Source organism: Desulfobotulus sapovorans DSM 2055 (assembly GCF_059569355.1).
Genome location: NZ_JCANVJ010000001.1, coordinates 218308 through 235118, shown reverse-complemented (window position 1 = coordinate 235118; position 16811 = coordinate 218308). Strand labels below are relative to the sequence as shown.

General features: G+C 52.9%; 11 protein-coding genes and 1 tRNA gene. 10 read left to right on the top strand and 2 right to left on the bottom strand.

Translation table 11 applies throughout. The annotated features are described in order from the left end of the window. Positions 1 to 26 precede the first annotated feature (26 nt). The 10 genes from BR04_RS00910 to BR04_RS00865 all read left to right on the top strand — a co-directional run bounded on the left by BR04_RS00910 (position 27) and on the right by BR04_RS00865 (position 16164). Positions 27 to 818: a substrate-binding periplasmic protein gene (locus BR04_RS00910; protein WP_496354098.1), complete on the top strand. Its 792-nt coding sequence runs from the start codon at positions 27 to 29 to the stop codon at positions 816 to 818. Beyond that, positions 815 to 2821: an ATP-binding protein gene (locus BR04_RS00905; protein ID WP_496354097.1), complete on the top strand. Its 2007-nt coding sequence runs from the start codon at positions 815 to 817 to the stop codon at positions 2819 to 2821. The genes BR04_RS00910 and BR04_RS00905 overlap by 4 nt, the downstream gene beginning before the upstream one ends. Next, on the top strand, positions 2818 to 3573 hold the full coding sequence (locus BR04_RS00900; RefSeq protein ID WP_496354096.1) for an IclR family transcriptional regulator: 756 nt from the start codon (positions 2818 to 2820) through the stop codon (positions 3571 to 3573). Before BR04_RS00905 ends, BR04_RS00900 begins: the two co-directional genes overlap by 4 nt. A gap of 174 nt (positions 3574 to 3747) precedes the next feature. Then, the gene (gene parE, locus BR04_RS00895; RefSeq protein ID WP_496354095.1) at positions 3748 to 5688 is read left to right on the top strand and encodes a DNA topoisomerase IV subunit B; all 1941 of its coding nucleotides are present in this window, start codon (positions 3748 to 3750) and stop codon (positions 5686 to 5688) included. Next, positions 5685 to 7985: a DNA topoisomerase IV subunit A gene (parC, locus tag BR04_RS00890; protein WP_496354094.1), complete on the top strand. Its 2301-nt coding sequence runs from the start codon at positions 5685 to 5687 to the stop codon at positions 7983 to 7985. The genes parE and parC overlap by 4 nt, the downstream gene beginning before the upstream one ends. A 111-nt stretch (positions 7986 to 8096) precedes the next feature. Continuing rightward, entirely contained in the window at positions 8097 to 10307 is a 2211-nt protein-coding gene (locus tag BR04_RS00885; protein WP_496354093.1) for a DUF4388 domain-containing protein, read from the top strand. A 152-nt stretch (positions 10308 to 10459) separates the two neighbouring features. Beyond that, entirely contained in the window at positions 10460 to 12466 is a 2007-nt protein-coding gene (locus BR04_RS00880) for a DNA translocase FtsK (RefSeq protein ID WP_496354092.1), read from the top strand. An 18-nt stretch (positions 12467 to 12484) separates the two neighbouring features. Next, positions 12485 to 13480 (top strand): Smr/MutS family protein, encoded by a 996-nt coding sequence (locus BR04_RS00875; RefSeq protein ID WP_496354091.1) that lies wholly within the window; start codon positions 12485 to 12487, stop codon positions 13478 to 13480. A 116-nt stretch (positions 13481 to 13596) separates the two neighbouring features. Further along, positions 13597 to 14214, top strand: coding sequence for a tyrosine-type recombinase/integrase (locus tag BR04_RS00870; protein ID WP_496354090.1), 618 nt, complete (start codon positions 13597 to 13599; stop codon positions 14212 to 14214). A 309-nt stretch (positions 14215 to 14523) separates the two neighbouring features. Beyond that, the gene (locus tag BR04_RS00865) at positions 14524 to 16164 is read left to right on the top strand and encodes an SGNH/GDSL hydrolase family protein (protein WP_496354089.1); all 1641 of its coding nucleotides are present in this window, start codon (positions 14524 to 14526) and stop codon (positions 16162 to 16164) included. 258 nt (positions 16165 to 16422) lie between these two features. Here the strand turns inward: BR04_RS00865 and BR04_RS00860 are convergent. Next, a tRNA-Gly gene (locus tag BR04_RS00860) sits at positions 16423 to 16497 on the bottom strand. A 72-nt stretch (positions 16498 to 16569) separates the two neighbouring features. After that, complete coding sequence (locus tag BR04_RS00855; protein ID WP_496354088.1) at positions 16570 to 16776, bottom strand: FmdB family zinc ribbon protein; 207 nt, start codon at positions 16774 to 16776, stop codon at positions 16570 to 16572. Positions 16777 to 16811 lie beyond the last annotated feature (35 nt).

The following is a 16811-nucleotide window of genomic DNA, read 5'->3' as shown; positions in this document are numbered from 1 at the left end:
GGGAACTGGACAGAACTTCTGCCATAATGACAGCACAACGCCTTCGTAAATGGATGAACGGCTTTCTTGTGTTCCTTGCGCTCTCGGCAGGAACAACGGGACAGGTGCGCGGAGAGATTCCCTTTCTTCTGGGCAGTGATCCCCTCCCCCCCTGGGTGGAAGGTACATACGGCCCCACAGACCAGGGGCCTGGTATCCGGATGGTATCGGATATCTTCTCCCGTACAGGGAATTCCATCCAGGTTGTCGTACACCCCTGGCTGCGGATTCTCCGGATGCTTGAATTCGGCCGGCTTGACGGCATACTGCTCGTCCAGAAACAGGAGAGGCTCAAGCCCTGGCTGCTCTACTCCGACCCTCTGTTCACAAGCCGCACCGTGATCTGTTACAACACCCGAAAACACAAAAATTTTTCCTTCCAGGCCCTGACAGATCTGGCTCCCTACACCCTGGGCGTGGTGGCGGGACAGGTTCCCCTTCTGGAACAGGCGGCCTCTTCCCTGGGACTGCGCCTGGAAATCCTTCCCACAACGGAAGCCGGTCTGGTCACCCTCAGTACCGGACGCATGGATCTCTTTATCGGCACGGAAAACAGCATACGCTCCCGGATGGAAACCCTTCCCAACCTTCTTTTTCTCGAAATTCATCCCACAGCATTGATATCCCAGGAACTCCATATCGGAATCGCCAAGGACAGCCCGGCAGCCGAACTGCTGCCCGCCATCAATGAAAGCATCGCCACCATGAAGGCTGAAGGAAGCTTACTGCGCTATCTCAAAGACTTACCGGATCAATCCGCACCAAAGGGAGAGCCATGAAAGGGCCTTTTACAAAAATACACAGCAGCCTTGCCCTGCGTCAGACCCTCTGGGTGCTGCTCTTCACCATGTTCATGGGAATGGGGACAAGCTGTATCCGGGGATTTTTTGATTACAGGAATGAAAGAAAATCCATTGAAAAACAAATTGGCCAGCTTCTGGCCATCAGCGAAGCCTCTGCTGCCCAGGCCCTGTATTATCAGGATATTTTTCTGGCAAATCGCACGGCCCAGGGACTTTTCAATCTGCCGCTCATTGGTTCTGTCCGGCTGGTGGATGACTTTGGGATGGTTCTGGTCGAAAAAAAAAGAGCCGGGCACGAGGATCTTTTCTCCCTCATTCTTCCCCTTCTCCCCCAACCGTCCGGTTTTCGACATCCCCTGGTATTCACATCGGGCAACACCGCTGTGGGCTATATCGAAATTGAAATTGATCCCCATCCCCTGTTCCGGGATCTCTTTCAGCGTTACGGCATCAATCTGCTCATGGAGCTGATCCAGTATCTGGTCATGGCCATGCTTCTTGCCTATCTCTTTTACCGCAACCTAACCCGCCCCCTGCTTCGCATGACACGGGATATCGCCGCCATCCATCCTGCCAGGCCCGAAAACCAGCGTATCTCTATACCGAAAAACCATGAGAACAATGAACTGGGCCACCTTGCCCTGACCATCAATGAAATCCTGAACGGTCTCCAGACCCTCAATCAGGAACTGGAAAAAAGGGTGGAAGAACGCACCGCTGCCCTGAATGCGGAGCGGGAACAGCTGCTCTCCATTTTTGACAGCATTCAGGAAGCCATCTACGTAACTGACCCCGCAAACCACACGATCCTCTTTGTCAATCAGGCCTTTAAAAAACTCTGGGGAGACGCCACAGGCCAGATCTGCCACAGTGTCATCCACGGGACAGAATCCCCCTGCTCCTGTTGCAGGGGAAACGAACATGGCCAGACAGAACACAAAGGCCCCCTGCATCAGGAATTTCTGAACAAAACCACCCAGAACTGGTTCCGCTGCTTCAGCCGTAACATCCGCTGGCCCGATGGTCGCCTTGTCCGCTATGAAATGGCCTTTGACATCACTGCCCAGAAAAAAGCAGAAACGGTTTTAAAAGAACGCAGCATGGAACTGGAACGGATCAACCAGGAACTTCAGAACTCCATCGAAGCCCTGCAAAGCACCAGGGAACAACTGGTACAATCGGAAAAACTGGCCTCCCTCGGCTCCCTGGTGGCTGGAATTTCCCACGAAATCAATACCCCCGTAGGCAACAGCGTTACGGCAGCCTCCTTTCTTGCGGAAAGAACCCTTCACCTGCGGGAGCTTTTTACCCAGGGACAACTCCGCCAGTCGGACTTCACCGCCTACCTCGAAACTGCGAAGGAAGCCACGGACATCCTCGATACCAATCTTACACGGGCAGCAGACCTGATTTCGAGCTTCAAAAAAGTAGCCGTGGATCAGACCCGCAACCAGCCGCGTTATTTTCTCCTGAAGGAACATCTGGAAGATACCTTGCTCAGTCTGCGTCCCCGCCTTCGGCATACGGCTCACAGCATCCAGATCCGGTGCGACAGTACCCTGGAAATTTTTCAGGATCCGGGAGCCATTTCCCAGATTGTCACCAATCTTGTTCTCAACTCCCTTTCCCATGCCTTTAATGACGAGGAAGCCGGAGAAATGCATTTTGACATCCGGCACACCGATGGTATGGTATCCTTTTTATATGAGGACAATGGTCGGGGGGTAAGCTCCCAAACCCTCAGGCAGATTTTTGATCCCTTTTACACAACTTCCCGTGGAAACGGGGGAACAGGCCTTGGCATGAACATTGTGTACAATCTCGTCACCCAGACCCTCCAGGGTTCCATTTCCTGTGAAAGTCCGGAGAATGGGGGAATCCGCTTCATCATCCGTTTTCCCGCTTTCCTTGACATGCCTCCTGCCACGGCAATTGCCCCCGCCCTGCATTCCGACACCCCTGAGATGAGTCTTTCATGAGCATACAATCCGTACAACGCGCCCTCCGCATCCTTTCTTTCTTTTCCAGTAAAAACCCGAGGCTTGGCATCACGGAAATCAGCAGACTCCTCAATCTGCCCAAACCCACGGTGCATGGCCTCATGCAGACCCTGCATGAAGAAGGGTTTCTCCAGCAGGATCCGGAAACCCGGAAATATGCCCTGGGCCTGAAAATTTATGAACTCGGAACCTATCTTTCCGCCACCTTGAAAATCAATCAGGTGGGCCTGAACCCTGCCCGCAGACTGGCGGAAAATACCCACCGCATGGTGAGGCTTGCCATCTGGGATCGCAATGCCGCCCTTGTAACCCTCAATCTCTTCCCCAATTTTCACGCAGGATTTCAGCATCATCTGGGACCGAGGCTGCCTGCCTACTGCACCGCCCTGGGCAAGGTTATGCTGGCCTTTCTGCCCGAAGAACTCTGCATCGAATTTATTCAGTCGACAGACTTCATCCCCTGCGCCACCCATACCCGAACGGACAAGGGACTCTTCAGGGAAGAAATCCGGCAGGTCTATTTCACGGGCTTTGCCACGGAATCCGAAGAGTACATGAACGGTATGAGCTGCATCGCCGCCCCCATCCGCAGCAACAACGGGGAATGCGCAGGGGGAATCAGTATTTCAGACAGCCCCAGCCTCCTTTCCGGCCCGGATCGGGAAAAACACACACGACAACTTCTGAGCACCGCCATGGAAATTTCCAGATCCATGGGATACCTGCCTTAAAAAATTCGCCCTTCAGCCCTTTCTCCCTCAGGCCTTTTGGAGTATATGCTGGCAGGCGTCTTCTGATATTTACCGAAGATTCCGGATAAATAAGAAAAAACATACCGTGCAACAGAACGGAAAACGACAGGCTGTTTTTCCGTTTCACCATGACATTATCGCATCGGAAACCCCATGTTTGACAGATCCGCCCCTGCTGATACATCCTATACCGCAGAATCCATCGAGGTACTCAAGGGCCTGGATCCCGTTCGTCAGCGACCGGGCATGTACACGGACACCCAGCGGCCCAACCATCTGGCTCAGGAAGTCATCGACAACGCCGTGGACGAGGCCATTGCCGGTTTTGCAAAAAAAATCACCGTTATCCTGCACAAGGATCAGTCCCTTTCCGTGGAAGACGATGGCCGGGGCATGCCCGTGGACATCCATCCTGAAGAGGGACTTACCGGCGTGGAACTCATCCTCACAAAGCTCCATGCAGGAGCCAAGTTTTCCAGTAAGACCTACCGCTTTTCAGGAGGACTGCACGGGGTTGGCGTTTCCGTGGTCAATGCCCTCTCGCGCCGTCTGGAAGTGGACATCCGCAGAAACGGTCAGCGTTATGCCATCGCCTTTGAACAGGGCTTCAAAGTATCCGACCTTGAGGTGCTGGATACGGTCAGCCGCCGCAACACCGGAACAAGGGTCCGTTTCTGGCCGGAACCCAAATACTTCGATTTTCCAGATTTTTCCGCATCCAAACTCCGCCATATTCTCCGGGCCAAGGCCGTTCTCTGCCCCGGACTTTCCGTCACCTTCTCCAATGAGATCACGGGAGAAAAGGAGCACTGGCAGTATCAGGACGGCCTTACCGACTATCTCGACACCACGCTCGGCATGGAGGAAAGGGTACCCGAGGTTCCCTTTACCGGTAAGGGCGAATCCGCCAGCGAGCATGTGGAATGGGCTGTCACCTGGATGGCCGAAGGTTCCGGTCTTGTGGGAGAAAGTTATGTCAACCTCATCCCGACCCCCCAGGGCGGCACCCATGTGAACGGTTTCCGTTCCGGACTGCTCATTGCCCTGAAGGAGTTCTGCGAATTCAGAAACCTCCTGCCAAGGGGCGTGAAACTGGCACCGGAAGATGTCTGGGACTCCTGCTCCTTTGTTCTTTCCCTTAAAATGGCCGAAGCCCAGTTCTCAGGCCAGACCAAAGAACGGCTTTCCTCCCGGGAGGCGGCAGGCTTTGTCTCCGCAGCGGTGAAGGATGCCTTCAGTCTCTGGCTGAACCGCCATCCTGAAGTGGGGGAAGCCGTTGCCGCCCTTGCCATACAGGCCGCCCAGAAACGTCTTAAAGCCTCCAAAATCGTTTCCCGCAAAAAAATCACCTCTGGCCCGGCCCTGCCGGGAAAACTTGCGGACTGCATTTCCCAGGAGTGCAGCCAGACGGAACTTTTTCTTGTGGAAGGGGATTCCGCAGGCGGGTCGGCCAAGCAGGCCCGTGACCGACAGATCCAGGCCATCCTGCCGCTTCGGGGCAAAATCCTCAATACCTGGGAAGTGGACTCAGAACAGATTCTGGGATCACGGGAAATCCACGATATCTCCGTTGCCATCGGTGTGGATCCCGGATCCGAGGATCTTTCCGGACTGCGCTATGGCAAGATCTGTATTCTGGCGGATGCGGACTCCGACGGGCTGCACATTGCCACCCTGCTCTGTGCCCTTTTCATGCGCCATTTCAGACCCCTCGTGGAAAAGGGCCATGTTCATGTGGCCATGCCTCCCCTTTTCCGCATTGATGCGGGCAAAGAAATTCACTACGCCCTGGATGACGCCGAAAAGAAAGCCATTCTGAACCGTCTGGCAGCCCGAAAAGGAAAAAAAGGCCCGGTGAATGTGGTGCGCTTCAAGGGGCTGGGAGAAATGAACCCCCTCCAGCTCCGGGAGACCACCATGGCACAGGACACCCGACGGCTTGTCCGCCTCACCCTGGACGATACCTCCCGCACCCTGGACATCATGGACATGCTCCTTGCCAAAAAACGTTCTCAGGACAGACGGGTCTGGCTGGAAGCCCACGGGAATGAAACCCTTTCGGAAATCCCCGGTCAAGAGGAGGTGCTGCCATGAACCAGGAAACGGATCATCCTGAAACGGCCAGTCCGGATATAACGGGCAGTGATGAGGCCTTAAAACTTCACGTTTTCACGGAAAACGCCTATCTCGAATACGCCATGTACGTGATTCTGGATCGGGCCTTACCCCACATCGGAGACGGTCTCAAACCCGTACAGCGCCGCATCGTGTACGCCATGAGCGAACTGGGACTCAAGGCGGCAGCCAAGCACAAAAAATCGGCCCGCACCGTGGGGGATGTTCTCGGCAAATACCACCCCCACGGAGATGCCTCCTGCTATGAGGCCATGGTGCATCTGGCCCAGCCTTTCACCACCCGTTACCCCCTGGTGGATGGTCAGGGCAACTGGGGGGCTCAGGACGATCCGAAAAGTTTTGCCGCCATGCGTTATACCGAGGCCAAACTGACGCCCTATGCCGACGTGCTGCTTGCGGAGCTGGATCAGGGGACAACGGAATGGATTCCCAACTTCGACGGCACCCTCACCGAACCCAGGGTTCTGCCCGCAAGGCTTCCCAATGTGCTCATCAACGGCGCTTCGGGCATCGCCGTGGGCATGGCCACGGACATCCCGCCCCACAATCTCAGAGAGGTGGCCGAGGCCTGTGTCCATCTGCTGGAACACCCCGAAGCCGATACCCAGACCCTCTGCAACTTCATCCAGGGTCCGGATTTTCCCACAGGAGCGGAAATCATCACTCCGAAGGAGGAGATCCTTGCCCTCTATGCATCGGGCACAGGTTCCGTCAGAATGCGCGCCGTTTTCACGGTGGAAAACGAAGAAATCATCATCACAGCCCTCCCTCACCAGACCTCAGGGGCCAAAATTTTAGAGCAGATCGCAGCCCAGATGCAGGCCAAAAAGCTGCCCATGGTGGTGGATCTCCGGGATGAAGCCGACCACGAGGATCCCGTGCGCATTGTGGTGGTAATGAAAAATGCCAGGGTGGATGCCCAGGCCCTCATGGCCCACCTCTTTGCCAGCACGGATCTTGAAAAAAACTGCCGGGTCAATCTCAACCTCATTGGTCTCGACCGCAAACCCGGCGTCCTTAACCTGAAAACCCTGCTTTCCCAGTGGCTGGTCTTCCGCACCGAAACCGTACGCAGCCGCCTCCGGCACCGTCTGGAAAAACTTAAAGACCGGCTGCATCTGCTGGAAGGCTTTCTGCTGGCCTGCCTCAATATCGATGCGGTCATCGCCATCATCCGGAACGAAGAAAAACCGAAACCCCTTCTCATGGAACGCTTCGGTTTAACGGAAATCCAGACAGATTACATTCTGGACACCCGGCTGCGTCAGCTGGCAAGGCTTGAAGAAATCCGCCTGAAAGCCGAACAGGATACCTGTCAGGCCGAAGCCAGCCGACTGGAAGAACTTCTCAGTTCTGAAAAAAAACTGAAAAACCTTCTGAAAAAAGAAATGCTTCAGGACGCCAAAAATTTCGGGGATGCACGCAGATCCCAGGTCATTTTGCGGGAAGAAGCAAGGATACTGCGTCATGAGGAAATTCTGCCGACAGAAGCTGTCACCATCATTCTTTCAGAAAAAGGATGGATACGGGCCGCCAAGGGCCATGAGGTGGAAGGAGAAAGCCTTTCCTACAAATCCGGAGACAGCTTTCTCACCGCTGTCCGGGGCCGTAGTGACCAGCAGGCCGTTTTTATCGATTCCGAAGGCCGTTCCTACTCCCTTCCCGCCCACGGCCTGCCCTCGGCCAGGGGATACGGAGAACCCTTGAGCGGCCGTCTCAGCTTTCCCGCGGATGCCGTTCCCCTCCACCTTCTGATCGGAGATCCGGAAAACCGCTATCTTGTGGCCAGTGATGCAGGCTACGGCTTCATCGCCCGGCTTGGAGACATGATGGCCAAAAACCGTGCAGGAAAAAGTTTTCTGACCCTGACCCGTGGGGCCAGTCCTCTGAAACCCATCCCCCTCTCCGGGGAAGGAGAACTCCTCCTTGCGGCCCTCACCAACGAAGGCCGTATGCTGATTTTTCCCGTAAAGGATCTTCCCGAACTGCCCAGGGGCAAGGGCAACAAGATCATCCATATCCTTGCGGCCCGTGCCGCAAGCGGAGAAGAGAAGCTGCACCACCTTCTCGTCTTTCCGGAAAATGCCACCCTGGTCATCCAGGCAGGAAAACGAAGCCTCTCCCTCAAACCCAGTCACCTGGATCCCTTCAAGGGCATCCGGGGGCGCAGGGGACAACTGCTGCCCAGGGGGTTCCGAAATGTACAGAGCCTTGAGTCCGTTCTCTCAGAACGTATGGAAGAAAAAGCCCTTTAAAAAAAACCCCTTGTCATTTCATGGAATGACACGATATTTTTTAAGGATCATAACTTTATCTCTGCACAGCAGGATCCTTCCGGCCTGTAACTGTGCATCCAGGGGAATTCCATGGCCTTAGCTCCAGGCGGTAAAATTCAGGGGATCAGCCTTCCTGCCTTTCTCCAGATGATACAGATGGAAAAAAGTACCTGTACCCTCACGGTACAGGGAAAAAAAAATACCGGAACCCTTTACATTCTGGATGGAGAAGTCATCAATGCCGAGTATGGGGATTTTGAGCCTCTGGAAGCCGCCTATGAGGTGATCTGCCTTCCGGATCCCGTGATCCTGATGCAGAAAGAATGTATCCGCAAAGAAAGACATATCCGCGTCCCCATGATGCATCTTCTCATGGAAGGTACAAGACGCTTTGATGAACGCGGTGCGAACATTCAGAAAAACGAAAAGGACTCCTCCCCCGTACCCGCGTCACCTCTCCCGACCACGAAAATGCCTTCCGGGAATGCCAGTTCCGAAAAAAAAGTACCGGCATCTGAGGATAACGGCACTACGGACATTTTCATGGAAACGGAAGATCCCGATCTTGCAGGACTGGCCGCCTATGAATTTTCGGAAGAGGAGGTCATACAGGCCACACAGACGGATTTTACGCAAGCAGCGGCTCCTGCGGATACCTATGGCCTCTTTATTCCGCCTTCCAAGACCACAGAAAAACCTGTAGCCGACCCTCAGAAAGAAGAAAAAAAACTTCCACCCCCTCCAAAATTTTCATTCACCCGCAAACAGATCCTTGCTTTCTGCCTCGGCCTTCTGGTTTTGCTCTCCCTTGCAGGCGGCGGGGCCTTTCTGGGATACAAGGCCTATCAGCATGAAAGCGCCCATACCCGTCTTCAGGAAGCCCTCCTGCGCCTGGAACATCCGGAACAGCGGGAGGCGGTCATCAGCCGCTTTCTCGAAGCCTTTCCCGAAAGCCGTCATGCATCTGAACTGGGCCATATCCGGGATCAGCTTCGGAATCTCATTCTGGAGCGGGATTATAAAGAACTCCTCCAGGAGGAGACACTTCTTTCCAAAACACCGGAAAACCTTGAAAAAGCCCTTCGCCTGTATGAACGCTTTCTGGTACGTCACCCCAAAGGAAAGGAAGCGGAAACCATCGCCCGACTGATGCAGGAACGGGTCACCCTTCAGACAGCCTATATGGTATCAGCGGAAAGGGACTACCTTCCTGAAGAACCATGGCTGGAGGAAATCCGGCAGTTCATGGAGCGTTTTCCCGAAAATCCGGAAATGGACAAACTCCGGGCAGCCATCCTCATACGGGGAGACGCAGCCCTGCTCACCCTCCTCAGCTCCCCGGATAAAACGCCTGAGACCCGCAGCCTTGCCATTCAGTCCGCCCGCAACTTCATCCGGAATTTTCCGGAACATCCGGGACAGGAAAAAGCAAGGGCCCATCTGGAGACTCTGCTCCGGGAAGACCGTAAGGATCTCCTTGTTACCACGGCCCAGAGATTGAATACGCCTGCGGAACAGATTCTCTTTTATGAGAGGGCCAGAAGGGAAGAAAAGGATGGGGCTGTCCAGCAGTTCCTGCAACAGATCCTCCAGAATCTCCGCCAGAAAATGAATGAAGACCGGGTATGGGAGCAGGTACAAGCAGATCTGAAACGCCCTGCCCTCAACGATACGGGCCGCATTTCCATTCTGGATCGCTACCTCCTGGAATACCCTCCGGAACGTCATCGTGTGGAAGCAGAAAAAAAACGTCTGGAAATCGCCCAGCGTATGGAAAACCAGACACGGCAGGCAAGGGAGGAAAGGGAGCGTCAGACGGCCCTTCTTCTGCAGCGTCAGCAGGAAGAAGAGCGTATCCGCATCCAGCAGGCCCTGGCCCGTCTGGAAAATACCCGAAACGACATGCTCCGCAGACTCCCTCTGGCCCAGGGGCGTTTTCAGTCTCTGGGTAACGACACCGTCCAGGATATGCGCACAGGAAAAATCTGGACACTGATGGATTCCGATGCCTACACAGGGAAATGCCTCACCCATGAAGAAGCCAGAAATTTCGTGCACCAGCTGTCCCTCGGCGGACACAGGGACTGGCGTCTTCCCTCGGAAAATGAAATGGCCGTACTCTTTAAAAACCCGCCCGCTTATCCCCTGCCCCATCCGGAACGCTGGTACTGGAGCAGCGATATTTTCAGCCGAGGATACCAAAACGAAGTACGGGTGGTCACGGCCAGAGCAGAAACCGTTCTGCAAAGGCAGCAGGTCTCTCCGGAAGGCTGTGGGTATACCCTTGCCATCCGCCCCTGAGACCTGCCTTGCCCCTGTCCCATGAAGATGCTAAAAGGCCTGTCGTAAGGATCTGTATCTTGATACGCTTCTGACAAAGGGCCCTCTGCTGCGTCCTTACCTCATGACAAGCTGTCCCCTTGCCCAGAACCGCAAACGACACCGGGGTTTCCATGTCCTGTAACAAGCAGAAAATGCTGACCATAGATCTTTTTGGCGTACCCCACAGAATCATGGCTTCCCCCACGGTTCCGGATCCGGAATCCGTACTGGCCATCCTGGAAGAAGAGCTGCAAAAAATTCAGCATGATACCCCTGCCTTTCCCAGAACCGTAGGCAACGAAAGACTGCTCCTGACCGCAGCCCTCAACCTCTCCAGAAAACTTCTGGAACTGCGGCAGGAAGAAGCCTCGCTGGGCGAAACAGTACGCAGCCGCTTTGACGAGATGCTGCACCTTCTCAATGCCGCCCTCGGCAAGAAAGCACCTGAAATTGCCGTCTTCCATCCAGAAACGACACCCGATCCGGAAGACAAGCCCCAGGATGCTCCCCTTTCCCCTGAAAACCGGGTTTCCCCTCTCCCTGCCCCCCTTCCCGTCACCGAAAAAGGGACTCATGAAACCCTGAATGCACAGAAAAAACCGGTAATTGCCCCCCCATCTTCTCCACAGCCCTCTCCTTCCGGTAAGAATTCCGGAATTTCCTGCCAGCCGGAAACTTCCTGTGCGACGGATGCAGCGGAAAAAAAAACAGCCCCTTCCAGAAATCCGGACTCCTGGATCATGCCGTCCTTTGATTTTCTCACGGCAAAGGATCCCTCCCCCCGAAATCAGGATGAGGGGATGCTGCGCCTGAAGGCTGAAATACTGGAAAACAAGCTGGGGGATTTCGGCATACGGGGAGAAGTGGTGCGCATTGTCCCCGGCCCCGTGATCACCACCTTTGAATACAGACCGGCTCCCGGTATTAAAATCAGTAAAATTGTCAACCTTTCCGATGATCTGGCCCTGGCCCTCTCCGCCCTGAGCATCCGTATTGTGGCTCCCATTCCGGGGAAGGACGTCATTGGTATTGAAATCCCCAACCAGGATCGGGAAATGGTACGTCTGCGGGAAGTCATTGAGTCCCCCGCCTTTTGCAGCAACCCGTCACGACTCACCCTCTGCCTGGGAAAAGATATTGAAGGCCGTCCCGTTGTCGCTCCCATGGATCACATGCCCCACCTTCTCATCGCCGGTGCCACGGGGACGGGAAAAAGTGTCGGGCTGAACAGCATGATCACCAGCCTCCTTTACAAGGCCAGTCCCGATGAGGTGAAGCTGCTCATGATTGATCCCAAACGCATTGAACTTTCCTTCTACAATGATATTCCTCACCTCATTTCCCCTGTTGTGACGGATATGAAACTCGCCACCAATGCCCTTTTCTGGGCTGTACGGGAAATGGAACGGCGTTATGAACTGCTGGCGGAACACAAAACCCGCAACATCACAGGCTTCAATGAAAAAATGAAGGAAACCGGCCTGGAGGCCCCTCTGCCCTTCATCGTCATCATCATTGATGAACTGGCCGACCTCATGATGGTGGCTTCCCGGGATGTGGAAGTCGCCCTGGCAAGACTGGCCCAGATGGCAAGGGCTGCGGGCATCCATCTGATCCTTGCCACCCAGCGGCCTTCTGTGGACGTGCTCACCGGCGTCATCAAGGCAAACTTTCCCACCCGTATTTCCTTTCAGGTATCTTCCAAGATCGATTCCCGTACCATCATCGACAGCATGGGGGCCGAAAGCCTTCTTGGAAACGGGGATATGCTTTTTGTTCCTCCCGGTACCTCCCGCATTCAGCGTATTCACGGTGCCTTTGTTTCTGAAACGGAACTTTCCCGTATCACGGGTTTCCTTAAATCCCAGGGAGAACCGGATTATCTGCCCGATATCACCATCGCCGAAGACCGGGAAAACCCGGAAAATGGAGAAACGGAATATGACGAACGCTATGATGAGGCCCTGGATCTGGTTCTGAAAACGCGGCAGGCCTCCATTTCATCGGTACAGCGCCACCTCCGTATCGGATACAACCGTGCTGCCCGCATCATTGAAACCATGGAAAGGGAAGGCATTGTCGGCCCTGCGGACGGTGCACGTCCCAGAGAAATTCTCCTTCCCTCCCCCGAAGAATAGAGATGGATCTTTTGCCCCATGAACCTGATGGAAGAACTGCAAAAATTTTTAAAGGGTAAAAACCGAAAAAACAATCCCCCCCCCCAGCTAGCGCCGGTTGAGGAAGTGCGCACACCGGATAGCCTCCCCTTACCGGAGAGCCCCCCCCCCTCCCCGGAAAAAAAAATACGCCAAAAAACCAAAAAAAACCGACATGGTATCCCCCTGCTTATGGATGCTGCGGAAACCTTTTTCAGCGATGAAAAAGAAGACTTTTCCCCGTTGTCTGTGCAGGAAAAAAGCCCCTGTCCCCCAAGCCTCCCTGTTCAGAACCCGGCAGCCCCCAAAAGAAAAAAACAGCATTCCCCCATAGCCCAAAAGATTCCCCGCCTCTCCGAAAAAATGGATCTCTTCCATGAAATGACGGCTCCACGGGCGCAGGTACAATCTTCCAGAAAAAAACTTGCCTCCCACACCATGAAAAAAAAACCGGCGCTGCCCCACCAGCCCCGTCCCCTTCTGAAAGATAAAAACGGTATTCCCATCCTCAGGGATCAAACCGATTTTACCCGGGTTTTCCATGCCGCGGAAAACCTGTCCGCTTCCCCGAATCAGGATACAGGCAATCTGAAATTTCCTGTTCTTCTGGGAAGCACCCTTGCTGAAAAAGGCCAGGATCGTCTCTTAAAGGAAAAAAAAGCAGGGATGGAAGCTTCCTGCGGTATAAGCCTTGCCGAACGTATCCGCCGGTATCCCGAACCCCAGAAAGTCCTGGATCTGCATGGTTTTTCAGGCATCCAGGCCCGTTTGAAGACGGAATTTTTCATTGAGAAGGCCTTGCAGGACGGACTCTTCACCATACGGATCATAACAGGAAGAGGTCTCCATTCCGAAGGCCCCGCCGTACTCCCGGACATTGTGGATCAGAAAATCCGGGAAATGGAAGAAATGGGAACCGTGCTCTTCTGGAAATGGGAAAATGAACGGAAAGAACCCGAAGGCAGTGTCCGGGTCTATCTGAAACACTTTCAATAAATTTCCGCCCTGTGAAAAACGCTCTGTTTTGGGTTCTTATCAAAAAAACACTTGAAAACTTGTAATGTTTTGGTCATTATCCAATAAAACATAACCACTTTTCAAGGAGGTTCCCCATGCAAAGCCAGGATCTCAGTGATATCGAAATTTCCGATAACCTGCAGGAGCCGGATGCCGCACAACAGGCACGGGTAGAACCCATACGGCGCCTCAGGGACATCAAGGCCATCAAGGTTCTGATCAAAGACAACCCCAGAAATGCAGCCCTCTTTACCTTAGGAATCAATACCCCCCTCATGCCCAACGAACTGCTGCATCTTAAGGTGCAGCAGGTCAGAAACCTCAGCCCCGGAGAACGGGTGACCGTTGCAGATGAAAAAAGTGACAAAATCAAAACCATTCCCATTAACCGGATTTCCGTTCTTGCCATACAGGCCCTCCTTGAAACAGACACCTATGAAGACGAGGACTTCCTCTTCAAATCCCAAAGGGGCAACCTTGTGGTGCCCTCCCTGCACAGGCTTGTGACCAAATGGTGCAAAACCATCAATCTGCCGGGGAACTTCGGCTCCCATACCCTTCGCAAAACCTGGGGTTTTCACCAGAATCACAGTTTTGGCGTGGAAATTTCGCGTCTTACCAAAATTTTCAACCATAGCAGTCAGAAACAGACCCGTGAATATCTCGGTATCGAGGAACCGGAAGAAACAGATATTTTCCTCCATGAACTGTAATCCCAAAATCTCCGCCATACAGAGCTTCCCCTTCTTTCTGCACATGGGGGGATGACCCTCTCCCCTCTCCCCCTCCAAACACAATATCAGGAGCCTTTTTCCCCCAAGGCTCCTGACGTTTTTCACAGCTTCCCAGCCCGTCAGACAGATTTATAAAACAGCTTTTTCCTGCCACAAAAAACTACCATTCCCTTGTGAAAAGGGCTTGCCCTGCCGTACGCCTGCATGTATAGTGATTCGCAACCTGAACAGCATTTCATAAAATCAGAGACGTACACAACAGGAAAGCATCGACCAAAGGAGGAAACCGTGTTGAAATTTTCCAGAAAGACCTGCCTCATCCTCGGCCTTGTGGCCCTCTTCTTCTGCACCATGGCATCGGGTGCCTGGGCGAAGACCTACTCAGAAGTCCTTATTTTCGGAGACAGCTTATCGGATAAGGGCAATATGAAAAAAGAAATGGACAGCTTGGTCACCCAATATGCTGCCAATCCTCTTCTTCAATCTACATTCGAAAAACTGGAATGGAATAAGATACCTGAATCTTGGACAGATACCAATCCCGGAAGCGTTTGGCTATATTCATTTAGTGGTAAGCTGGGAATAGCGGACGAATTTGTAAGCAACAAAGCCTTTGGCGGTGCCATGTCTTCTGGCCACCTGTACACACGTTTTGCCCAAGGCGCACCCTTTACTATTGCAAAAGGGATAGCTGATGGAGCCATAGCCATCGGCTCTGGATATAAAAATCATCCTCTAATTCCTGTTCAAGCTGTTAAAGATGCTGCAGCAGCCCTTGAACTTTCGGGACAAACCCTTCTTCAGTCTGTTGGTAAGCAAGAAATTACAATAGACTCAAGCGATGTTGAAAATAAAGCAACAGCATTAGCTACAGAACTAAATAAGATTGGCCAGCAATCCAATGATCTTAATAATCTTATCGGTTCAGCAAAACTCTTCCCTTCGGCAAAAAATGACCTTTGGGGTTCAATTTCTCAAACCCTCACACAGTTTGGTCTTAAAGAACAAGTTCAGAAATATATTGATTCTCTCGGAACTAAAGAAATTTCATCTGACACCTTGGTTGCTCTCTGGATCGGTGGCAATGATGTAATGGCACGTCTTTCCGATATCAGCGCAAAAAAAGAAGGGGAATGGAAAGATGCAGGGGTACAGAAAGCCATCGCCGCAGGCCTTGCCCCTGGAACAGACGCCTTCACCCAAAAAGTAACCTATGAAGTAACGGAAAGTATTAAAAAATATCTCAAAGACAATATCATCTCCAACATCACCGGCAGCATTGAGAAACTCATCTCCAAAGGGGCCAAAAACTTCCTCCTGCTCAACCTCCCGAACCTCGGTGCCACACCCCAGATCGTGAAAACCGGTGAGCTTGCTGCACTTCAGGCCAAAAGTGCGGGAAAAACCGACGCAGAACAAGAAGCTGCAAAAAAGGCTGTCATTGATGGTGCAAGTCAGATCACGGCTCTTTTCAACGATCTCTATCTGGTTGAAGCGCACAAACTCTTTGGAAATTGTGAAAATCAGGCGGAGTTTGTCTTTTACAACACCTTTGGCTATCTTGATAAAATGATTAAGGCTAAAACTTTCCCCCAGAATTCTCCGGAAAGTTATTATGTTCTTCAGTATGATGAAGCTTCCAAACTCTTTAATCGGACAACAAAGACAAACGAACCCGTGGGGGACTACCTTTTCTGGGACGCCATCCATCCCACCTCCAAAGCCCATGAGCTGCTGGCCGCGGATGTGAAGCGTTTCATGGCGGAAGGCAACCCCGCAACCCCCAAAAAAGTGGACAGCGAAATTGCAGGCGGTCCTTGCTTCATTGATACGGCAGCTTCCCAGGAGCTTCCTTACCCCACCTTCCTGATCCTTCTGGCAGGACTGGGGAGTCTGATGTTCCTGACCCGCATCACCCGCCGGAACTGATCCTCAACAGCTCCCTTCTCATAAACAAAGAATCCGTCGGTATTCCCGGCGGATTCTTTGTTTTTACACACATCCCTATAAAACAGGGGCACCTTTCTATTTGCGCCTATTTGTTGCTTAAAACAAACTGATTACCATCTTGCTTCAGCTATGGTTCCCATGCCCCAGCGTGGAAAGGCAGGGCATGGCTGAGTCAGGGTGGTAATCAGAAAAACAAAAGGTCACACCCTGATTGCAGGATGTGACCTTTTCTTCTTTTGGAGCGGGAAACGGGACTTGAACCCGCGACCTTCAGCTTGGGAAGCTGACACTCTACCACTGAGTTATTCCCGCATAAACAGGGATGCTTTACTGTATTTTACCCATCACGTCAACTTAAAATTCCTTAAAGATACGGAAAGCAGATCATTTTTTACACCCTCCACCGCAGGAGGGCCCGGTAAATCCCCCAGTCCCCCTGGCAATACCCTCGGGCCGGATAGCGCTACAGGAAATAAGCTTCTGTGTTTTTTCCGAACCACAGGAAGGACAAAGGGGGTTTGGTTCCCTGAGACGCATCAGGAGTTCAAAAACATGATGGCATTGAAGACACCGGAACTCGTAAATGGGCATGGACTCCTCCATATCGACACAACCATAAAAAATTA